This is a genomic window from Collinsella sp. TF09-1AT (assembly GCF_003436895.1).
Taxonomy (GTDB): Bacteria; Actinomycetota; Coriobacteriia; order Coriobacteriales; family Coriobacteriaceae; genus Collinsella.
Window position 1 is genome coordinate 73974 of sequence record NZ_QSRC01000006.1, and the last position, 20208, is coordinate 94181.

The window sequence follows — 20208 nt, forward strand, 5'->3', positions numbered from 1 at the left end:
CTACGCCGGAAGCATGCCAGAAATGGCAGTAATGACCAAGCCAAACACGACCATGAAGATGAAGAACTTCCAAATGGTCTTCCACCATTGGCCAAACGAAATCTTAGCCACGCCAAGGCCGGCAACCGTCATGCCCGCCACGGGACTGATGGTGTTGATGGTCTGGTTGGCAAACTGGAGCGCGGTAACGGCCGCCTCGGGATTGAGGCCCATGAGCTCGGTCAGGGGGCCCATAACGGGCATGGTGAGTGCCGCCAGGCCAGAACTCGAGGGAACCAGCAAAGAGAGCAGGCCAAGGACGATATACATAAACGTGGTGTAGACGGCGGCGGGTGCACCGGCGAGCGCAGTAGCGAGCGCCTGGAGGATGGTGTCGATGATCATGCCGCCCTCGGCGATGACCAGAATACCGCGAGCGATACCGATAACGATGGCGGCGTACGCAAAGTCGGCGAGGCCTTTAACGAACTCCTCAGCAATCGTCTGCTGGTCAAGACCGCCCAGGATACCGGCAAGCAAGCCCATGCCAAGGAACACGGCGGAAATCTCATTCATGTACCAACCCTGGGTAACAAGACCCCAGACGATAATGCCCATACCGCAAGCAAAATCGATAAGCACGAGCTTCTGACGGATAGTGAACTCTTCCTCGATGGAGGCATCGATCACGGAAAACTCGATACGCTTGAGCTTATCGTCCTCGTACGTAATGGACGACTCGGGGTTTTTCTTGACGCGCATGGCGTAGCGCATGGCCCATGCGATACCGACGGCAGTGAAGATGACCCAAGAAACGGCGCGCAGCCACAGTTGCGGATTGCCCTCGATGCCAATGATGCCTTGGGCGATCAAAACATTAAACGGGTCGATGGTCGAAGCACAATATCCCAGGTTAGGACCAAGGAAGCAGATGATGAATGCCGTCATCGAGTCATAACCGATACCCATCATGATGGGAATGAAGATGGCATAGAACGGCAGGGCTTCCTCAGACATACCAAACGTGGTGCCGCAAATGGACAGCAACGTCATCGTGATGGGAATGATGAGGATGTCCTTGTTCTTGAGCTTTTTAATCACACGGCTCATACCGGCATTCAAAGCGTTGGTCTTGGTGATAATTGCGAACGATCCGCCAATCAATAAGACAAACGCAACGACGTCGGCAGCCTCCTGGATGCCCTTAGTGGGCGCTTGCAGGACCGCGAAGATATCCTGACCCAGATTGATGGTCTCGCCGGTCTCGGAATCTGTGTAGTTCTTATCGACCTGTTCATAGGTTCCAGCAACGGCGACTTCACGCTCGCCCGCCGCTGTCGAAATCGTCTTGCGCTGATACTGACCAGAGGGAACGATCCAAGTCAAGACCGCAAAGACAACGATCAGCAAGAACATGATCGTATAGACATGCGGTAATTTGAACTTAAAACGTCTGTTTGTCTTCTTCGCCTTCGTATCTGACATAGATACCTCCAAAGAACTCGAGACTGCATCGCATCTCGCTTCAACGTTTGCACAAAGCAAACGTTCTATGACGTTCTATAGATTACCAGCAGCTTTTCTCGTCATCAAGATAATTTCAAACTGATTGCCGCAACGCGGTTGAACGGTTGCGTTTGCGCCGTGAACGGTATGGAAACGTCCGGTGAGATGATTCACCGGACGTTTCCATACGCAATGTCCTAGATGTCAAAAACGTAGCGAGACCCAACGATCCGCTGACGACCGATGATAAACGGCCGCCGCTGCTCATCGAAAAAGAAGGCTTCCATATAAAACATGGGTTCGCCAACGGGAACTGCCAACAACCGAGCGACCTCGGGCGACGCGCACGCGATCTCAAGCGTGCATGGGTCGGTAAACGCGGGCGTGCGGCCCGTCCGGTTGCGCACGAACTCAAAAATGGATTGGTTAGATAGAGGTGCCGTTGATAGATAGGCGTTGTCCTCGTAAACATATATGTTGTTCTCGAGCATGACAGGGACGCCATCGGCAGTACGCACGCGCTCAACGCAGATCAAGTCAGTTCCAACGGGAACACCAAAGAACTGTGCTTCGGTGGAATCCGCCGGCAGTATCTTTCTCGAAATGACACGCGCCCCCGGTTCCATTCCGTTAACGCGGCATGCGTCCGAAAAACTCTGGACGTCATCCTTCTGGCGAATCTTACGCTTGAGCTTGGGGGCATTGACAAACGTGCCTTTCCCCTGTTGCTTCGTTAGATAGCCCTGTTGGACGAGCTCCTCAATAGCGCGTCGCACGGTAACGCGGCCAACTTTATAGCTCTCAGCCAATTCGAATTCGTTGGGTATCCGCGCGCCTGCCTTGTAGGCACCGGAGTTGATTTCGTTTTTGATGATATCGATAACCTGTTGGTACAGCGGTATCGCTGCTTTACCGTCAGTTAGCCCTTCAGTCGGTGGCATATACCCTCTCCAAGCACAATTAAGTCTAAAACGGGCTTAGGGGCATTCAACAAGTCCTTAAGCCCGCATTAGCTTAAAGTATGCTAGGTGTCGCACCAAAATGTCGGCAATTTACTCATCAGACCCGAAAAACGCGCAACTACCGCGCTCCTAAGAAAGCGTGAGCAGCTCCGGCAGCTGGTCGATAATCTTGTCCGCGGCATCCTGGCTAAAGCCAAAGCGCTCCTCGCGCTTGGCAATCACCGTTAACCCCGCGCGTTTGCCGGCAGTGATACCAGGCACCGAATCCTCAACACAGCAGCAACGGTCCGCAGGCAGCCCCAACAGATCCAGCGCATGCAGGTAGATGTCGGGCTCGGGCTTGCTCTCCTTAAACTGTTCGCCGCTCACCACATACTCAAAGGCATCCGACAGCCCGCATGCATCGAGCACTTCCTCGATGCTGTCCATGGGAGACGAACTCGCCAGCGCCACGCGAACGCCGCGGCGCGGCAACTCTCGAATCGTATCCACAGCGCCCGGGTTAATCAAAGCCTGGTAGTCACGCGGACGCTTATGCGCCCACTCGTCCCAACGGGCCAACGCTTCCTCGCCAGTGAAGTGCCCTTTACCGGCGCGTTCAAACCAATCGACCAGCATATGCAGGAAGAACTGATGCGAGGTGCCAATCTGCCCGTTCAGCTCCTCTTGGGTCAGGTTCAACCCAAGCTCCTTGGCAAACGCGGCAGTCTCCCCCAGGTAGTAATACTCGGTATCGACGATGACGCCATCCATGTCAAAGATAACGGCGTCGAACGGAAATGCGGACACGGCACCCTCCCTAACAAAAGGACGCCCGCGAGCAGGCGCCCGAACCATGCATTAATCGGCGATTCTAACCCAGCAGCTTATCCAGCGCTACCGCAATACCGTCTTCGTTGTTATTGGCGGTCACCATCTGGGCTACAGCCTTAACCTCATCGACGGCGTTGCCCATGGCAACACCGGTGCCGGCCCACTCAATCATGGACTTGTCGTTCTGGCCATCGCCAAACGATACGACCTCGCTGGCATCGATGCCGAGCTTGGGCAGGGCACCCTCGAGCGCACGAGCCTTGTCGATGCCGGGCGCCGTATATTCAAAGTACCAGTCAGCCGTAAACATACCCGACAGCGTCTGGGTAAAGGGCGCGTACATCTCCTCGTGATGCGCCTGCAGATAGGCCGGATCGCCCGCGGTGAGTAGCTTGTCCACCGGATAGGCATCCGCCACCTCATGAAGGCTCTCGACTTCGCGAATCTTAAGATCGCAGGCGTCGCGCTCGTATTTGACGATATTCTTCTGCGAGCCGTCCGGCAGCGTAATCATGCAGCGATACGAGTCCTCTACATGCAGGTCACGCCCGAGCGAAATCATAGGGATCACGTCAAAGCTGCGAAGATGGTCAATTAGGCGATGCAATTCGTCGACCGGCATGGCCTGGTCGAACAGCACCTCATCGGTCTGGGCATCGACCACGTGCGCACCGTTAAAGGCGACCAGCAGGCCATCGTGGTTGTGAAGATCGAGTTCTTGACCCAGGGCGCGAAGACCCCAGGCGGGACGACCCGAAGCCAAGATGAGCTTAATGCCCGATTCCTGTGCCGCGAGCAGCTTCTCGCGCGTACGCGGGCTGATCACCTTCTGATCGTTGGTAAGCGTACCGTCGATATCCATTGCGATGGCTTTAATTGCCATATGTGCCTCCCTGTCATTGAACAACCTTGTCTGAGCCATCATACAGAACACCCACGGCAGCTCTGTCTGCAACGGGTAAAAAGTCATATTGTCCCGAACATGAACGACGCGTGGTCGTGAAGCTTTATCGCTCAGGTCAAATACGCCTGCTAACGACGCTCCTCCGTCGGTGCACCCTCGACGATCGCAATGCCCGCCGATGCACCCAACGCGCTAGCGCCGGCCTCGATGAATGCGCAAGCCTCTTCGTAATTATGGATACCGCCCGCCGCCTTGATTGCCACGGAATCGCCGAGCACCTCGTGCATCAGCCGCACATCCTCGAGCTTAGCGCCGCCAAAGCTTCTACCAGTCGATGTCTTAAGGAATCCCGGCTTAGCCTCCAGCGCAATCTCACACACACGGTGCTTGGCGGCATCGTCGCCGTCCAGCTTGCACATCTCGACGATCACCTTCTCAGTGATGCCATGCGCGCGACAAAAATCAGCAATGGCAGTCATCTCGCGCTCGATGGCATCAAAATCGCGGTTCTCGACCGACTCCTGATTCAAAACGTAGTCAATCTCGGTAAAGCCGCACGCAGCGTATTCCTCAAACCTCGCAAGCTTCTCATCAAGCGTCATAGTGCCCTGGGGAAAGTCGATAGCACCGGCAAGGATAATGTCAGAGCCCTCGAGCATTGCGCGACCCGTCTCGTACTCCTGCAGGTTCGCAAATACACAACGGAAGTTGTACTTTAGTGCCTTCTCGACATACTGCTCAAATGTGTCCTCGGGAGCGTCGATATAGTCGATGTATTTATTGATGGGTTTGGCAAGCGTCATGCTGGGCCTCCTTGTTCAGGACCGACAACCGATTTGTGTTTTCACGCGAAATACCACGTCCAATGTACGCCCGATACGCAAGGACAGCGTCCGCATTCCGGCAAGCGGTATGAAATTAGCTGTAGAAGTATATCTACGGAAAGCGAATGGCGCCACATGCGGATGCCGACAGCCAGGCACCCCCCCCTCAATACACCCTCATGCCCATTCAAATAGCAAAGGACCCATATCTGTTGGGATGCGGGCCCCTTTACTGTTTGCGATCAGAAATGATGGGCTGCGCAACGTCGTTAGCGATCGAAATCGACCTGAGCGCTTTGGGCTTCGGGGAGCTCTGTGTAGAGCGGGTGATCCTCGAACTTAAAGCGCTCGACCTGCTGGGGAGCGCGGCCGCGTACGAACAGCCAGGAGCGGTCGACGGGCGTTGCCATGAGTGTACTGGGTAGCACGTCGGCACGCTCGGAAAAGACGCGGGCGCTCTCGGGGTCCTGGAAGGCTAGTACGAGCTGCGTGTCGCAGTTGCCCATGATGGAGCGAGCGCGCGCCTCGCCATAGAGCGCATCGAGTTGATTGGTTGACTGCAGCAATAGGGTTGCCCAGATCTCGCGGCTGCGGATGATGGACAGAACGTTGTCGATTTGCGGCATCTGCAGGTTGGCAAAGTCATCGAGCATAAAGCGGACCGGTATCGCAAGGCGGCCGTCGGGCTGCGCGTCGGCGTGGCGGATGAGTTCCGCGAAGGCCTGCGGGCGCCAGTGCCCGGTAGCCGTCGAAGAGACGATTGGGGCTGAGTATGCGGAGCATGTCAATCAGGGTGCGCACCGTTGCCGGGCCGGCTTGAAACCGGGCGGTTGCGCGGTTGTAGCGTTCGCGGTCGAGCACCATGATGCCCGGCGGGCCCTGCATGTCATCTTGCCCGCAGGTTGTCTGCTGATGCCGCGCCTCCAGGGCGTTGAGGCCCATGGCGAGGTCATGGATGGGAAAGGTCAGGGCGTTCTGCAGGTCATATCGATGATCCATCAATGTCATCCGCGTCTCATCGTCCATCTCGAGCCGAAGCTTAGTGTCGAGTGCAGTAATCATGTGTGCCAGATGACCCATGGTGTACGGGCCTTCGGTCTTACCATGGGATCCGAGATAAGGGTCGGAAAGTTTGTGGACGGCCGGATCGTTCATAATTTCGGCGCAGCGATTTGCCGAAAACTCGTGGTTGCTCAGTGCCTCGTCAACTGGCAGCAGGGCAAAGTTTGCGATCGTTGCGGCGGCGAAGTCAGTGTCGTAGCTGCCGTGCAGAGCACGGTCGATGCGTGCCTTGAGGACGGTGTTTGCAGTCTGGGTACGGGTAGTGTTCATGGCGTTTCCAATCTGTGATGTGCTTGCCTGTTGGTGATGTGCTGGGTGTCGTTGACGATGTGCTTGCTGTGCTTGATATGCTGGGTTGGATGCTAAGGAGTGGTGTGCTCGAGGGCGGCTTGTCGTGCGGAAGATGGCTCGATGCCTATACGGAACGGTCGGCGTGCCGTGAGCTGTTTTACCCTGTTATTTAGTTGTCGATAAAAGATGCTTGGTGTTCATATGCCGATCTTCTTTCTCTTACACGCTGAAAACTGAAACTTAATATGCTCGATCAAATGACGACCACCGGAGCGGTCTTCTTTAAGGGAAACAGGATTTGGCGTTTTGGAAAGTATCTTTTTCAAAAAATGTTCTTCGACGAGCATTCGACTCGGATATGGTGGTTCGCGACAAAAATCAACAATGGCAGTCATCTCGCGCTCGATGACATCAAAATCGCGGTTCTCGACCGGCTCCTGATTCAAAAATTAGTCAATCTCGGTAAAGCCGCACGCGGATACCGACAGCCAGACATCCCCCCAATACGCCCTCATGCCCATTCAAATAGCAAAGGGGCCCGTATCCCAACGGATACAGGCCCCTTTCGGCAATGACCTATCTCAGCAACAAAGACTACTTGCGGTGAGCGCGGTAGAACTCGATGAGCGCCTGGGTCGAAGCGTCCTGCTCGGCCTTGGCGGCGTCGTCGTGGAAGGCCGGGGTGATCTGCTTGGCAAGCTGCTTGCCCAGCTCAACGCCCCACTGGTCGTAGGAGTCGATGCCCCAGACCGTGCCCTCGACAAACGTGATGTGCTCGTACAGGGCGATGAGCTCACCGAGTGCGAACGGGGTCAGCGTGTCGCCAAAGATCGAGGTCGTCGGGCGATTGCCCTCAAAGCAGCGAGCCGGGACGATCTGCTCGGGCGTGCCCTCGGCGCGCACCTCGTCGGCCGTCTTGCCAAAGGCGAGCGCCTTGGTCTGGGCCAAGAAGTTGCCCAGGAACAGCTCGTGGACATCCTGACCGCTGTCGGTTGCGGGGTTGGCAGTGTTGGCGAAGGCGATGAAGTCGGCCGGGACCACCACGGTGCCCTGGTGCAGCAGCTGGTAGAAGGCATGTTGGCCGTTGGTGCCGGGCTCGCCCCAGAAGATCTCACCGGTGTCGGAGGTCACGGCGCTGCCGTCCCAGCGGACATGCTTGCCGTTGGACTCCATAGTGAGCTGCTGCAGGTAGGCCGGGAAACGGTGCAGGTACTGGCAGTACGGAAGCACGGCGTGGCTCTTGGAACCAAAGAAGTTAACGTACCAGACGTTGAGCAGGCCCATCAGCGCGACGGCGTTGTTCTCGAGCGGGGTGTTGCAGAAGTACTCGTCGATGGCGTGGAAGCCCTCGAGGAACTGCTGGAAACGCTCGGGGCCGAGCACGACGATCAGCGACAGGCCCACGGCGGAGTCAACGGAATAGCGGCCGCCGACCCAGTTCCAAAAACCGAAGGCGTTGGCCGGGTCGATACCGAAGGCCTCAACCTTCTCGAGTGCGGTGGAGACGGCGACGAAGTGCTTTGCCACGGCCTCGGCGTTCTGCTCATCGGAACCATCGATGGCGCCCTGAGCCTTGAGCTGCTCGAGCATCCAGGTCTTGACCTCGCGGGCGTTGGTGAGGGTCTCGAGCGTGGTGAAGGTCTTGGAGACGATGATCACGAGCGTGGTCTCGGGATCCAAACCCTTGAGCTTCTCGGCCTGGTCGTTGGGGTCGATGTTGGAGATGTAGCGGCAATCGATACCGGCGTCGGCATAGGGACGCAGGGCTTCGTAAGCCATGACCGGGCCCAGGTCGGAGCCGCCGATGCCGATGGACACCAGGTGCTCGATCTTCTTGCCGGTAACGCCCTTCCACTCACCGGAGCGCACGCGCTCGGCGAAGGCATACATGCGATCGAGGACCTCGTGCACGTCGGCGACGACGTCCTGGCCGTCGACGATGAGCTGGCCCTTCTCGCTTGCCGGGCGGCGCAGCGCGGTGTGCAGGACAGCGCGGTCCTCGGTGGTGTTGATGTGCTCGCCAGAGAACATGGCGTCGCGGCGCTCCTCGAGCTTCACCTCGCGAGCAAGATCGCACAGGAGCTTGACGGTCTCATCGGTCACCAGGTTCTTGGACAGGTCGAAGTGCAGGTCACCGGCGTCAAAGCTCAGCTTGTTCACGCGCTCGGCATCGGCGGCGAACCAGGCCTTGAGGTCGATACCTTCGGCCTCGAGCTTCTCCTGATGGGCCTCGAGTGCCTTCCAAGCGGCAGTCGACGTAGCATCGATAGGTGCGGCAACAGTTGCCATAGAGTCCTCCTCAGCATACGGGCGCACGCCTCCATGCGCCCGGACATTCAGATGCCACTATTCTAGCGCAGGTCAAGACTACAATCAGCGAGCGTTGCCAATCGGCCCCCAAACGGCAACCGACCAAAAAGGGACAGGTTTATTTTGGCAGGTCAAACGCTTTATCAACCAAAAATAACCCGTCCCTTTATGGCAAATATTAGGCCGCGGCGCACACACTGCCGAGCAGCTCACGCAGAGGAGACCCAATGCCCTCCAGCAGTTCGGGCGCGATAATGGCAAAAACCGGAACCTCACCGGTGCCCACGACAGCAGGCACCTTGCCCTCCGAGACAATGCATCCATAAGGCACAAAGCCGTCTTCGCCGGCATCGAGCGTCGCCATGCGACGGGCGAGTTCGCGTGCAAAGCCGGCAGTATCGGCATCGCCAATCGCCAAGACAAAGTCCACGCCTTCGTCGGTCGCCAGGGCCACGGCTTCGTCGATCGGCTCGTCTCCCCCGTCGCCCTCAACCGAGCCGCAGCGGAAAAGCACGCGCTCGAGCAGAGCTCGATCAAGCGAGCCGAGTGCCGCCGAGACAAGCTCATCGCGCGCGTGCTTGTCGCCACCCAGCACGACCAACGCCTTGGTGCCACCGTAGTGAGCGACCAATCGTCCGCACCAGCGAGCCACGTCTCCATCCGCAACAAGGCGCGTCGGCATACCAAACCCATAATTGACCATCTTTCCCACAACCCCTCCGTGCGTATAGGCGGTATCAATCGTTAGGCCCATGCTACGAAGCGAGGTTTTCCGAGCTGTTTCGCACTCTTTAGAGCCGCGTTAAAAACCCGATGCAGCCGCACGACCATACCTACCAAAACAAACCAGTCCCTTTTTGACAGGTTTTGACGATGTCCGCGCAAGCAGGTATTATCGAACAGGTATTCGATAAGAACATGTGTTTGATGGGAGGGCACGCGTGGAACACGAGCAGCATACCTATATCTGCATCGACCTTAAGACGTTCTACGCCAGCGTCGAGTGTGTCGACCGCGGGCTCGACCCACTCACCACGTGCCTGGTCGTTGCCGACGAATCGCGCGGACGCACGACCATCTGTCTTGCCATCACGCAGGCCATGAAAGACCTCGGGATACACAACCGCTGCCGTCTGTTCGAGATTCCCGACGGCATCGACTACATCAAGGCCGTACCGCGCATGCAGCACTACATGGAGGTGTCGGCGAAAATCTACGGCATCTATCTGGAATACGTGAGCCCGCAAGACATTCACGTCTATTCAATCGACGAGTGCTTTATCGACGTGACGCCCTATCTAGACCTCTACCACACCGATGCCGAAGGGTTCGCCTGCATGTTGCGCGACGAGGTCCTCGCGCGCACCGGCATCACGGCCACCGTCGGTATCGGCCCCAACCTATTCCAGGCTAAGGTGGCGCTCGATATTACCGCAAAGCACGTACCCAGCCGCATCGGCATACTCGATAACGAAACCTTTCGCAAGGAGATCTGGCCGCATCGACCCATCACCGATATCTGGGGTATCGGCCCCGGCGTGGCGGCCCGGCTCGAAAAGTACGGCGTCTACGACCTGATGGGCGTAGCCGCGCTCGACGAAAACCTGCTTTACGATGAACTCGGCGTCAATGCCGAATATCTCATCGACCACGCCTTCGGGCGCGAGCCGACAACCATCGCCGATATCCAAGCCTATCGCCCGCAGGCAACCTCAACCACCACAGGACAGGTGCTCTCAAAGGGCTATGCCTACGAGCAGGCCTACACCGTCTTGCGCGAGATGGTCGACAACGCCGTACTGGACTTGGTCGATAAGCACGTGGTGTGTGACAGCATCTCGCTCTTCGTGGGCTACGCGAGCGAGCGAGCCGACATACGCCGACTCGATGCCAGCGGCACGGCGCAATATGTAGACGGATGCGGACACCTGCGCTCGAGCACGTCAGGTATCGAGCCTACCGCGACCGCCGGCCCCGAACTCGCGCCCCGTGCGCCCAAGCCCGTCCAGCGCGATGACGAACGGCGTCGCCTGGTGCGCGAGGCGCAGGCAATCGACGGCATCTTTGTGGGGGAACACGGCGGCAAACCGCGCGGTGGCTATGCCGCACTCTTCGCGCACTCCAACGCCTCGCGAAAACTGCCCGAGCGCACCAATTCATTTAAGAAGATCATGGGTTACTTCGATGAGCTCTGGGCGCAGACTGTCGACCCCAAACGACCGATCAAGCGCATCAACCTGGGCTTTGGCAATCTCATGCCCGAGGAATTCGCTACCGTCGATCTGTTCAGCGACGTCGAGGCCGACGAGCGCGAACGCGATCTGGCGCGCGCCGTGTTGGCCGTGAAAGGCAAGTACGGCAAGAACGCCCTGGTCAAAGGATTGAGCTTTACCGCCGGCGCCACCGCACGCGAGCGCAACGATCAGGTAGGAGGACATCGTGCCTAAGCCCCAACAACAACCGATGCGGCCGCCGACACCATTTGAGCGCCTGGCGGACCCCGAGGGAAGACGTCGTTCCGCCGACCCCAAACTCACCGCCAACGGCGCCGTTCGCGCCGGGCGCGCCGCGCAGTTTATGCCCTTCGCCGCTCTCACGGGATACTACGAGCTCGTACGCAAGCAAGAAATCACTGTCGAGCCCAAATGCGAACTCACGGAAGAAAAAGCCCTCGAGCTTTCGAAAAAGCTCGAGGGCCTCAAACGCGGCGACTTGGTTCGCGTCACCTATTACGATACGTACGGTTATCGTAGCCGTACCGGCATTCTCGATGAAGTGCTCCCCGCATTCAAGCTGCTCAAACTTAAGGATATCGCCATTAACTTCGACGATATCCAAGACGTGGAGCTGCGCGGCCGAGCCCAATCGAACGCCTCGGCCTCGATGCGAGCGACTAGAGCCTCATGACGTAATAACCCGCGCCCCTTACCACGGCCTCAAGCGTCTCGCGGCCAATCGGATACTTCGAGCGCACGCGCGCTGTGTGGTCCGCAAACGTCACCGTTGCCCACACGCCATGCAGCGCATTAAGGGCATTCTCAACGTTGTGCGCGCAGCCATCACAACTCATGCCGCCAATGAGCAGCTCATCGCAGTAGGGGTAGTGAGATTTGTCGGTATCGGCCACCACGGCCCTTTTAACTTTTTTGCCACTCGAACCATCGCTGCAGCAGCTTTTGCCGCGCGTCGATGCGACAATGCGGCGCAGTCCAAAGAACATACCGACGGCAATTACGGCCAGTACGATGATATTCGCAGGGTTAAGCAGATCTTCCATGCGCTCCCCTTTCCTCGTAGCTCATTCAGAGATACCCGCGTGAGGTGTCACCATCCTACCCCAAGCTCATGTCAGTTCAATCAAATAGTTTCGTATTTCTTACTTTTTAGTTGACCTAGGCTTACTTTCGTGTATAAGTTTTCCTTGTTTAACAAGTGAGGACTCAAAAGGGGAACCATGACTCGAACCATAGACATCCCAACGTTTCAGGCAGCGGTCGTGCGCAACTGCTCCCCCACGCTCGCGGGCATTAAACCAGCATCGCTTTTTACCTATCCCGGCATCTATGCCCATCAGGATGGCTCGAGTGCGACCGCGCCGATCGCCGATCGACGCGAACGCCTGCTCAACGTCATCGCCCAGTGCAACCACGAACTCGACCCGCTCGGCATCCACCTGAGTGTTTTGGTCTGGCGTCCCTGCGGGGCGCTTGTGTACGCATATCGGCCCCATAGCCTCGCCACATACCTTGCGGGCCCGCGCGCCAAAACGGCGCTCGCCAAGGAGGGCTACAACACCGACAATCTGCCGATATGTCTCGCGCACCTGGCATCACGCATCGCGCTCGCGAGCACTAACGCCGCGGAATGCGCCTGCGACCAGGCACGGTGCGCATTGGACCATCAAGCCCGCTGCAATAACAGCTGCTCCTGTGAGTTCCCCCACGAAATTGGCTACTTTTTGGGATACCCCTACGACGACGTCCATCAGTTCATCGTCCAGCATGGCGAAAACTATAAGGTCTTTGGCGCATGGAAGGTATACACAAACGTTGAGCAGGCGCTCACGACCTTCGATTCCTATCGCGCATGCACGCAATACCTTACCTACATCTATCAGCAGGGCTGCACCCTGGGACAACTTGTCCAGGCAACCCGATAGAGCATACAAAACACGGCCGCACGCCGCACAACCGAAAGGAAAACATATGAGCAAGATCGCCGTCGTCTACTGGAGCGGTACGGGCAACACCGAGGCCATGGCAAACTTCGTTGCCGAGGGCGCAACCGGTGCCGGCGCCGAGGCAGAGGTCATCTCCTGCGCCGACTTCTCCGCAGACAAGGCCGCCAGCTATGACGCCTTCGCCTTCGGCTGCCCCGCCATGGGCTCCGAAGAGCTTGAGTACGACGAGTTCCAGCCGGTGTGGGACGAAGTCAAGGAAATTCTCGGCGACAAGAAGGTCGTCCTCTTTGGCTCTTATTCGTGGGCCGAGGGCGAATGGATGGACAACTGGAAGGCAGACGCCGACGAGGCGGGTGTCAACGTCGTCGATTCCGCAATCTGCTTCGACGCCCCCGATGACGAGGGCGAGGCCGCCTGTCGCGCCCTTGGAGCCGAGCTGGCTTAACACGCCACAGGCCGACAAAGCCGAGTCATGACAATACGCATACGTGTCCTAACAAAAACGGGGACTGAATCCACATCCAGCCCCCGTTTCCTGTAACGAAAATTGCGTTTAACCGACTACGAGATATTGCCCAAAAACGCCTTGGTACGCTCGCTCTTGGGATGGTCGAAGACCTCACTCGGCGTGCCCTCTTCCACGATAACGCCGCCGTCCATAAAGACGACGCGATCGGCAACGTCGCGGGCAAAGCCCATCTCGTGCGTCACGACGATCATGGTCATGCCGTCGCGGGCCAGGTCGCGCATAACGCCCAATACGTCGCGGACAAGCTCGGGGTCGAGTGCCGACGTCGCCTCGTCAAAGAGCATCACGTGCGGGTTCATCGACAGGGCGCGGGCGATGGCAACGCGCTGCTGCTGACCGCCCGACAGCTGGCTCGGCATAAAGTCGATGCGCTCGGCAAGACCGACCTTGGTCAACTCTTCGATGGCGATCTTCTCGGCCTCTTCCTTACTGCGCTTGAGCACCTTTTGCTGCGCAAGCATGACGTTCTTTTTGACCGACAGGTGCGGGAACAGATTGAACTGCTGAAACACCATGCCCAAGTGCGTGCGTACCTTATTGAGGTCGACGCCCTTGGCACACACATCCACGCCCTCAACGACAATCGAGCCGCTCGTGGGATGCTCCAGGCGATTGATGCAGCGAAGCATCGTCGACTTACCCGAGCCCGAGGGGCCCAGGACCACGACGACCTCACCCTTGTGCACATCCAGATCGATGTCGCGCAGGACCACGTTATCGCCAAAGGCCTTCTGGAGATTCTTGATGCTGACGACGACCTCGTTCGAGTTATTGGTTTCGCTCATGATAGGACCTCCTTACAGACCGGCGATGTGATCGGCGGGCGTCGCGACGACCTGTCCGGCGCTCTTGGCGGGACGCTTCTTCTTGACTTCGGCCGTACCCAAAAGCCTCGCCTCAAGACCGCTCACCAAGCGGGCAAGCGGCAGGGTGATGACCAGATAGAACAGGGCGGCAACCACATACGGCGTAATGGATCCCGTCGTAGCCACGATGGTGCGGGCGTTCATGACGATCTCGACCACGCCCACGGCGGCAAGCAGCGACGTATCCTTGTAAAGCAGGATAAACTCGCTGGTCAGCGTAGGCAGGACATTGCGGAACGTCTGCGGAATCATAACGTAGAGCAACGTCTGGAAGGCATTCATGCCCAGCGAGCGAGCAGCCTCGTTTTGACCCTTGGGGATCGACTGAATACCGGCACGGAAGATCTCGCACAGGTACGCAGACGAGTTCATGGCCATGACGATGACGCCCAGGGCATAATCATCTACCTTGACGCCGGCCAGCGGCAGGCCAAAGAACGCGATATAGATCTGCAGGAACGCCGGCGTACCGCGGATGATATTCACGTAGATGCCGGCAAGGCAACGCAGGATGCGCGACTTGGAGATGCGCATGAGCGACAGGGCGAAGCCAAAGGGAATTGCCAACGGAAACGCCACAAGCACGATCGAGAGCGACATGAGGAAGCCCTTAAAGACGATCGGCAGGCTCTGGACCAAAATGACCGGGTTCAGGAACAGGCGCAGGAACATATTGGAGTTCCAAGCCTCGACCCACGGCTGCTCTTTAAGGTCGGCCAGGAAGTAATCGAAAGCCGTCACGCCCTTGATCTCCACCGAGGACATCTTGGAAATCTTCTTGGTTGAGCCGTCGGCCAGGGTATAGGTTCCGCTAAAGGCCTCGTCGCCGCCCTCGAGGGGGAAGGTCACGCCGTAAACCTCGACACGGAAAAAGCCGCCGGCAGGCGCCGTCTCGCCAAAGTCGATCTTGAGCGTCTGGCCATCCGCCTTGCACGTGGGCTTCATGGGGGTACGGTCCATAAGGTCCTCGCCCGAAAGCATCGTCAGGCGCGTATCGTCGGCACTAAACGTCGTGCCATCGACAAACGTCAGCGAAAGACCGCTCAGCTCCTCGTCGGCATCGGCCTGGACTTCCCAGGTAATGCGCGTCTCGGTGCCGCCGACCACATCGCTGCCCGAGCCGGTGTTGGGTCGGGCAGTGATCTTTGCGGTCTCAAGCGCCTGGGCGGTCGAGGGTGCATATGTCCCCGCACACACCAGCGCGAGCGCCACGGCCATGGCGCAGGCTAGATTTTGGAGCAAGGCGGACCGTGGAGAACGCTGCTCCGCGGTCCCTTTGTTCAATCGAGACAAGGTGGCTCCTATCGTAGAAGTTGCCTGCAAAACAAGACGGAAACGCTCTCCGTCGAGAGAAGCGCAAAGGCCCTCTCCGCAAAACGGAAAGGGCCCGCACGCAATCAAGCATTAATTTACTTGATGTTGTACTTAGCCATGAGGGCGTCAACGGTACCGTCATCGGTCAGGTCCTTGATGGCCTGGTTGATGTCGTCCTTGAGCTTGGTGTTGCCCTGATTGACGGCGATGGCGTACTCCTCGCCAGTGCTGATCTGCTTGATGGTCTGGCAGGTGTTGAACTGCTCGGCGGTCAGCTGGCTGGCGACGGAGCGGTTGGTGACTACGGCATCGCCCTTATCAGACTGCAGGGCGCTGAAGCACTCGGTGGCGTCCTTGTAGGGAACAATCTTGGCCTTGGGGAAGTTCTCCTGGGCAAAGGCCTCGGCGGTCGAGCCGGACTGGACGATGATGGTAGCGTCGGCGTTGTTGAGCTTCTCGCTGTAGTTATCGGCCGTAATGTCGGTGTTATCGACCTTGGTCACGATAGCCTGGTCATCCATGTAGTAGGAGTCAGAGAAAGCGACTTCCTCCTCACGCTCGGGTGTGTCAGTGATAGCCGCAATGGCGACGTCGTACTTGGCGCCCGAAGCAACGCCGGGGACGAGCGTGTCGAAGTCGTTGTTGACGTACTCGACATCCAGACCCAGCTTGTCGGCGATAGCCTTGATGAGCTCAAGGTCAAAGCCCTGATAGTCGCCGTTGTCGTCCTTATACTCAAACGGAGCGTATTCGGCAGAGGTGCCGACGGTCAGCGTGCCGTCCTTGACGAGCGCATACTCCTTGGAGCCGTCGACCTTCTCGACCTTCGCGTTGTCAGGGCTGCTGGAACCGGCATCGGAACCAGAGGTGGCGTTGGACGAACCACAGCCCGTCAGTGCAAGAGCGAGCGCCATGGCGCCCGTGGCTGCAAACGCGCCAAGCTTCTTGAGCTTCATAATCAGTCTCCTTCCAGTGACCCCGTTTGATTCAGAGGTCTGCAAAAACTGTTGGCTATTATGCACCCGCTTGTAGGAATCTGCAATGAGAAAACTGATTGAAACAAGCCCATAACGTGAATGAAACACCCACTTTGTGGCTGTTAATTACTGCGCAAAGACCTTAAGAGTTTTATTTCAGCCGCATAACCTGCAAGTTCGTTCGGTGTCTCCAAAATGAAAGGCAACGCACGCAGACGGTCATTCGATACAATATTCTGCATAACCTGCATACCGCCGCCAAGCTCCTCGCTACCAAGGTAGCCCTTACCGATGCACTCGTGACGATCTTTATGGGCGCCACAGGGGTTCTTCGAATCGTTGATGTGTACGGCACGCAAGCGGTCGATACCCACCACGCGGTCGAACTCGTCGAGTACGCCGTCCAGATCATGGATGATGTCGTAGCCGGCATCGCTCACATGGCAGGTGTCTAGGCAAACGCCCAACTTGACCGACAGCTCGGGGCGTTTGCCGGCAACGCCCTGGATGATGAGCGCCAGCTCCTCAAAGCTACGGCCCACCTCGGTACCCTTTCCCGCCATGGTCTCGAGCAGCACCGTCGTCTGCTGCCCCTCAAACATCACCTGACACAAGGTGTCGACGATCATCTGAATGCCGGCATCAGTCCCCTGCCCCACATGCGCGCCGGGGTGGAAGTTGTAGTAGTTGCCGGGCAGCGCTTCCAGGCGCTGCAAGTCCTCGGCCATTGCCTCCAAGGCAAACTCGCGCGCCCGCTCTTTGGCAGAACAGGGGTTATAGGTATACGGGGCGTGTGCCACGAGCGGACCAAAATCGTTTTGCTCCATAAGCTCGCGCAGGGCTGCCACGTCATCCATGTCAAGGTCTTTCGCCTTGCCGCCGCGCGGGTTGCGCGTAAAGAATGCAAAGGTATTGGCGCCAATGGACAGCGCCGTCTCCCCCATTGCCCGATAGCCCTTCGTCGTGGATAGGTGACACCCGATCGTCAGCATCCCCAGCTCCCCCTCATCAGTTGCGGTGAAATACGGTCTATTGATGCCTTATTTTGGCGCAAACAGACCGTATTCCACCGCACGTTATAAAAGGGTCATGAGGAGCGCGTTTTGCCGAAGGCCCTAAGCGCCGCCGTCACGGGGCCGGGCTGAAAACGGCGGCGTACGGCGTCCAAGCGCCCGGGGATATCGATGTGCTGCGGACAATGCCGCGCGCATTTGCCGCATTTGACGCAATTGCTCACCAACTTGGGCTCGCTCGTCCGCACCGCGCTCGCCGTAAAATACTGCGATAGACCCGTAAACCAGCTGTGCGCATAACTTGCGTTGTAGGCGGCAAAACATCCAGGGATATTGATGCCTTTAGGACACGGCATGCAATAGCCACATCCCGTGCAGGGCACGCGATTCGATTTCTCAAACTCTCCCAGTACACGTGCGATGGTATCGAGCTGCTCTGTCGTCATCGAATTCGGCAGGGCCCGATCGGCCAACGCCGCGTTCTCATCCACCTGCGCGGTATCGGTCATACCCGAAAGCAGCATCGTGACCTGAGGATGGTTCCACACCCACGAAAGCCCCCAGGCGGCAGGGGTGCGCAAATGCGGATCACGGACGCTCTCGAGCACAGCGCGGGCCCGCGGCGGCAGCTTGCCCGCCAGACGCCCGCCTAGCAGCGGCTCCATCACAAACACCGCGAGCCCGCGCTCCGCAGCCGCCATGAGTCCTGCCGTTCCCGCTTGGTAGCGCTCGCCGGCATAGTTGTACTGTATCTGGCAAAAATCCCAATCGTATGCGTCGAGCATCGTCAAGAAATCCGCCGCGCTGCCGTGATACGAAAAACCAATCTGGCGAATGCGCCCCGACGCCTTTTGGCGCGCGATCCAATCCTCGACGCCCAACGCCACCACACGTTCCCACTGGACGGGCGAAGTGATGTTATGCATAAGGTAATAGTCGATATGGTCGGTCCGCAGACGACGCAGCTGCTCGTCAAAGAAACGGTCGAAATCCCCGGTGCATGCACACGAAGCGTGCGGCAGCTTGGTCGCCAGCAGCACCTGGTCACGCAGCCCCAAACGCTCAAGCGAAGCGCCCACGCATGCCTCGTTGCCGGGATAGAGATATGCGGTATCCAGGTAATTAATCCCCTGCCCCACCGCACGGGAAATGATGGCGTCGGCCGCCTTCGCGTCCGGATGACCCGGTGCACCGGGAAATCTCATACAGCCCAGACCGAGAGCGGATAATCGGTTACCACTTTTGGGGTCAACGCGGTATTGCACAGACCCTCCCTTCGCCATAAGCGCCCCGGCAAGGAGAAACACAACGGTCACGCGGCCGAAACATCATGGAATCGCAATCGAGAACGTATCGTAACGCAGCAGAAATCGAGCCGTCACGGCACCGCTTTAATATCAGCAAAAAGCCCGATGAAAGGAGCCGGGCGTGACCACGCGCGAGGACGCCTACCCTTACCCGGGCGAGCAATACATCCTTTCGGTCGACCGTTACCAAATCGAGGTCATGGATCATCTGGATGAGCTTCCCGCCACGGGTGCTGTCATCTTCTGCACCTTCCCCAAAGTGCGTGATGGCGTCGGATACCCCGCACGCGTCTTTGCGGTCTGCCCCGCGTCATAAGTTCCCGTGTTCCCATGCGTTCGTTCTTCTAAATACCGCTATCCGGCGCACACAACATACCCCGACAGCATACAATCCATCAGGCGCCCCGTACGTGGGCGCCTTTTTATGGGGAGATGATTCATATGCAGATCAACAAGGTCGCCTTCATCGGCAAGGGCGGTGTCGGCCTACTCTACGGCAGCATGATCGCCCAAGCGCTCGGCAACGACGCTGTTGAATATGTCATGGACGACGCACGCTTTGAGCGCCACGCGGGCGATGCGCTCAATATCAACGGCAAGCCCTGCGCGCTCAAGTCCGTCCGCGCGAGCGAGGCGACGCCCGTCGACCTGGTCATTCTCACTGTCAAGACAACCGGGCTCGATATGGCACTCAAAACCATGGAAAGCGTCGTGGGTCCCGACACGCTGATTGCGTCACTGTGCAACGGCATCACGAGCGAACAAAAGATTGCCGAACGCTTTGGCTGGAAGCACACCGTCCTGGGCATCTGCCAGGGCATGGACGCCGTATTCCTCAACGGAGAGCTCACCTATGCCAATGCCGGCGAAATCCGCTTTGGCGCGGCAGCAGGCACCGAGCTCGCAACCGTCACCGCCATCGACGAGCTCTACACGCGTTGCAGTATCGCCCACACCGTCGAGCACGACATATCACATCGTATGTGGGCCAAGCTCATGCTCAACGACGGCATCAACCAGACCTGTATGGCCTACGGCGGCACGTACGGAAGTGCCACGGAACAGGGCTCCGAGCAGCGTCGCTGCTTTGTTTCCGCCATGCGCGAGACGCTTGCGGTCGCCAACGCCGAGGGCATCGAGCTCACCGAAGCGGATCTGACGCAGATGGTGCACCTCATCGAAGGGCTCGATCCCGTCGGCATGCCCTCGATGGCACAGGACCGCATCGCACGACGCAAGACCGAGGTCGAGGAGTTTGCGGGTACCATCTGTCACCTCGCGGCCAAGCATGATATCCAAGTGCCGCAAAACGAATGGCTCTATTCGCGCATCCGCGAAATCGAGGCCAGCTGGTAGCGCTCGACATACCGC

General features: G+C 58.1%; 23 protein-coding genes. 7 read left to right on the top strand and 16 right to left on the bottom strand.

Going from position 1 to position 20208, the window contains the following annotated elements:
* From DXC90_RS06645 to DXC90_RS09605, 7 genes are all read right to left on the bottom strand, one after another.
* Positions 1 to 1464 carry a YfcC family protein gene (locus tag DXC90_RS06645; RefSeq protein WP_117735294.1) on the bottom strand — a complete coding sequence of 488 codons (1464 nt, stop codon included), beginning with the start codon at positions 1462 to 1464 and terminating at the stop codon, positions 1 to 3.
* A 218-nt stretch (positions 1465 to 1682) separates the two neighbouring features.
* Positions 1683 to 2426 carry a GntR family transcriptional regulator gene (locus DXC90_RS06650; RefSeq protein WP_117735295.1) on the bottom strand — a complete coding sequence of 248 codons (744 nt, stop codon included), beginning with the start codon at positions 2424 to 2426 and terminating at the stop codon, positions 1683 to 1685.
* 150 nt (positions 2427 to 2576) lie between these two features.
* A complete protein-coding gene (locus DXC90_RS06655; RefSeq protein ID WP_369831507.1) occupies positions 2577 to 3236 on the bottom strand; it encodes an HAD family hydrolase in 660 nt (219 codons plus the stop codon).
* A 64-nt stretch (positions 3237 to 3300) separates the two neighbouring features.
* A complete protein-coding gene (locus DXC90_RS06660) occupies positions 3301 to 4143 on the bottom strand; it encodes a Cof-type HAD-IIB family hydrolase (RefSeq protein ID WP_117735297.1) in 843 nt (280 codons plus the stop codon).
* A gap of 149 nt (positions 4144 to 4292) precedes the next feature.
* Complete coding sequence (deoC, locus tag DXC90_RS06665) at positions 4293 to 4967, bottom strand: deoxyribose-phosphate aldolase (RefSeq protein WP_117735298.1); 675 nt, start codon at positions 4965 to 4967, stop codon at positions 4293 to 4295.
* Between the two features lie 290 nt (positions 4968 to 5257).
* Positions 5258 to 5749: a type IV secretory system conjugative DNA transfer family protein gene (locus DXC90_RS06670; protein WP_233502242.1), complete on the bottom strand. Its 492-nt coding sequence runs from the start codon at positions 5747 to 5749 to the stop codon at positions 5258 to 5260.
* Positions 5631 to 6320 carry a hypothetical protein gene (locus DXC90_RS09605; protein WP_147326614.1) on the bottom strand — a complete coding sequence of 230 codons (690 nt, stop codon included), beginning with the start codon at positions 6318 to 6320 and terminating at the stop codon, positions 5631 to 5633. The genes DXC90_RS06670 and DXC90_RS09605 overlap by 119 nt, the downstream gene beginning before the upstream one ends.
* Before the next feature lie 14 nt (positions 6321 to 6334).
* Here DXC90_RS09605 and DXC90_RS09540 point away from each other — a divergent pair, with 14 nt between their 5' ends.
* On the top strand, positions 6335 to 6514 hold the full coding sequence (locus DXC90_RS09540) for a hypothetical protein (protein ID WP_158550235.1): 180 nt from the start codon (positions 6335 to 6337) through the stop codon (positions 6512 to 6514).
* Positions 6515 to 6538: 24 nt separating this feature from the next.
* On the opposite strand, the gene DXC90_RS09460 is transcribed toward DXC90_RS09540, so the two are convergent.
* The 3 genes from DXC90_RS09460 to DXC90_RS06690 form a co-directional block, all read right to left on the bottom strand.
* Positions 6539 to 6787: a hypothetical protein gene (locus DXC90_RS09460; protein WP_147326615.1), complete on the bottom strand. Its 249-nt coding sequence runs from the start codon at positions 6785 to 6787 to the stop codon at positions 6539 to 6541.
* Between the two features lie 148 nt (positions 6788 to 6935).
* Positions 6936 to 8630, bottom strand: a complete 1695-nt coding sequence (gene pgi, locus DXC90_RS06685) for a glucose-6-phosphate isomerase (protein WP_117564424.1) — start codon at positions 8628 to 8630, stop codon at positions 6936 to 6938.
* 199 nt (positions 8631 to 8829) lie between these two features.
* Entirely contained in the window at positions 8830 to 9354 is a 525-nt protein-coding gene (locus DXC90_RS06690; protein WP_158567363.1) for an iron-containing alcohol dehydrogenase, read from the bottom strand.
* Between the two features lie 238 nt (positions 9355 to 9592).
* Between DXC90_RS06690 and DXC90_RS06695 the strand changes: the two genes are divergently transcribed.
* Positions 9593 to 11098, top strand: coding sequence for a DNA repair protein (locus DXC90_RS06695; RefSeq protein ID WP_233502232.1), 1506 nt, complete (start codon positions 9593 to 9595; stop codon positions 11096 to 11098).
* Positions 11091 to 11558, top strand: a complete 468-nt coding sequence (locus tag DXC90_RS06700) for a hypothetical protein (protein ID WP_233502234.1) — start codon at positions 11091 to 11093, stop codon at positions 11556 to 11558. Before DXC90_RS06695 ends, DXC90_RS06700 begins: the two co-directional genes overlap by 8 nt.
* Here DXC90_RS06700 and DXC90_RS06705 read toward each other — a convergent pair.
* Positions 11545 to 11928 (bottom strand): heavy-metal-associated domain-containing protein, encoded by a 384-nt coding sequence (locus DXC90_RS06705; protein ID WP_117735304.1) that lies wholly within the window; start codon positions 11926 to 11928, stop codon positions 11545 to 11547. The genes DXC90_RS06700 and DXC90_RS06705 overlap by 14 nt on opposite strands.
* A 177-nt stretch (positions 11929 to 12105) precedes the next feature.
* Here DXC90_RS06705 and DXC90_RS06710 point away from each other — a divergent pair, with 177 nt between their 5' ends.
* Both DXC90_RS06710 and DXC90_RS06715 read left to right on the top strand, forming a co-directional pair.
* Positions 12106 to 12810, top strand: a complete 705-nt coding sequence (locus DXC90_RS06710) for a DUF3793 family protein (RefSeq protein WP_117735305.1) — start codon at positions 12106 to 12108, stop codon at positions 12808 to 12810.
* Between the two features lie 46 nt (positions 12811 to 12856).
* Complete coding sequence (locus tag DXC90_RS06715; protein WP_117735306.1) at positions 12857 to 13276, top strand: flavodoxin; 420 nt, start codon at positions 12857 to 12859, stop codon at positions 13274 to 13276.
* 116 nt (positions 13277 to 13392) lie between these two features.
* On the opposite strand, the gene DXC90_RS06720 is transcribed toward DXC90_RS06715, so the two are convergent.
* From DXC90_RS06720 to DXC90_RS06740, 5 genes are all read right to left on the bottom strand, one after another.
* Positions 13393 to 14145, bottom strand: coding sequence for an amino acid ABC transporter ATP-binding protein (locus DXC90_RS06720; RefSeq protein WP_117629740.1), 753 nt, complete (start codon positions 14143 to 14145; stop codon positions 13393 to 13395).
* Positions 14146 to 14157: 12 nt separating this feature from the next.
* Entirely contained in the window at positions 14158 to 15468 is a 1311-nt protein-coding gene (locus tag DXC90_RS06725; RefSeq protein WP_117735307.1) for an ABC transporter permease subunit, read from the bottom strand.
* A gap of 167 nt (positions 15469 to 15635) precedes the next feature.
* The gene (locus DXC90_RS06730) at positions 15636 to 16496 is read right to left on the bottom strand and encodes an ABC transporter substrate-binding protein (RefSeq protein WP_117735308.1); all 861 of its coding nucleotides are present in this window, start codon (positions 16494 to 16496) and stop codon (positions 15636 to 15638) included.
* Positions 16497 to 16639: 143 nt separating this feature from the next.
* Positions 16640 to 17509 carry a deoxyribonuclease IV gene (locus tag DXC90_RS06735; RefSeq protein WP_117735309.1) on the bottom strand — a complete coding sequence of 290 codons (870 nt, stop codon included), beginning with the start codon at positions 17507 to 17509 and terminating at the stop codon, positions 16640 to 16642.
* 95 nt (positions 17510 to 17604) lie between these two features.
* A complete protein-coding gene (locus DXC90_RS06740; protein ID WP_255413370.1) occupies positions 17605 to 18813 on the bottom strand; it encodes an aldo/keto reductase in 1209 nt (402 codons plus the stop codon).
* 145 nt (positions 18814 to 18958) lie between these two features.
* Between DXC90_RS06740 and DXC90_RS06745 the strand changes: the two genes are divergently transcribed.
* Both DXC90_RS06745 and DXC90_RS06750 read left to right on the top strand, forming a co-directional pair.
* Complete coding sequence (locus tag DXC90_RS06745; protein ID WP_117735311.1) at positions 18959 to 19153, top strand: hypothetical protein; 195 nt, start codon at positions 18959 to 18961, stop codon at positions 19151 to 19153.
* A gap of 125 nt (positions 19154 to 19278) precedes the next feature.
* Complete coding sequence (locus DXC90_RS06750; RefSeq protein WP_233502237.1) at positions 19279 to 20193, top strand: ketopantoate reductase family protein; 915 nt, start codon at positions 19279 to 19281, stop codon at positions 20191 to 20193.
* Positions 20194 to 20208: the final 15 nt, after the last annotated feature.

Excerpts from the sequence above, each read along its gene's own strand:
- DXC90_RS06645 (WP_117735294.1), bottom strand. The coding sequence starts at position 1,464 with ATGTCAGATACGAAGGCGAAGAAGACAAACAGACGTTTTAAGTTCAAA.
- DXC90_RS06650 (WP_117735295.1), bottom strand. The coding sequence starts at position 2,426 with ATGCCACCGACTGAAGGGCTAACTGACGGTAAAGCAGCGATACCGCTG.
- DXC90_RS06660 (WP_117735297.1), bottom strand. The coding sequence starts at position 4,143 with ATGGCAATTAAAGCCATCGCAATGGATATCGACGGTACGCTTACCAAC.
- deoC (WP_117735298.1), bottom strand. The coding sequence starts at position 4,967 with ATGACGCTTGCCAAACCCATCAATAAATACATCGACTATATCGACGCT.
- DXC90_RS09605 (WP_147326614.1), bottom strand. The coding sequence starts at position 6,320 with ATGAACACTACCCGTACCCAGACTGCAAACACCGTCCTCAAGGCACGC.
- pgi (WP_117564424.1), bottom strand. The coding sequence starts at position 8,630 with ATGGCAACTGTTGCCGCACCTATCGATGCTACGTCGACTGCCGCTTGG.
- DXC90_RS06690 (WP_158567363.1), bottom strand. The coding sequence starts at position 9,354 with ATGGTCAATTATGGGTTTGGTATGCCGACGCGCCTTGTTGCGGATGGA.
- DXC90_RS06705 (WP_117735304.1), bottom strand. The coding sequence starts at position 11,928 with ATGGAAGATCTGCTTAACCCTGCGAATATCATCGTACTGGCCGTAATT.
- DXC90_RS06710 (WP_117735305.1), top strand. The coding sequence starts at position 12,106 with ATGACTCGAACCATAGACATCCCAACGTTTCAGGCAGCGGTCGTGCGC.
- DXC90_RS06715 (WP_117735306.1), top strand. The coding sequence starts at position 12,857 with ATGAGCAAGATCGCCGTCGTCTACTGGAGCGGTACGGGCAACACCGAG.
- DXC90_RS06720 (WP_117629740.1), bottom strand. The coding sequence starts at position 14,145 with ATGAGCGAAACCAATAACTCGAACGAGGTCGTCGTCAGCATCAAGAAT.
- DXC90_RS06730 (WP_117735308.1), bottom strand. The coding sequence starts at position 16,496 with ATGAAGCTCAAGAAGCTTGGCGCGTTTGCAGCCACGGGCGCCATGGCG.
- DXC90_RS06735 (WP_117735309.1), bottom strand. The coding sequence starts at position 17,509 with ATGCTGACGATCGGGTGTCACCTATCCACGACGAAGGGCTATCGGGCA.
- DXC90_RS06740 (WP_255413370.1), bottom strand. The coding sequence starts at position 18,813 with ATGGCGAAGGGAGGGTCTGTGCAATACCGCGTTGACCCCAAAAGTGGT.
- DXC90_RS06750 (WP_233502237.1), top strand. The coding sequence starts at position 19,279 with ATGCAGATCAACAAGGTCGCCTTCATCGGCAAGGGCGGTGTCGGCCTA.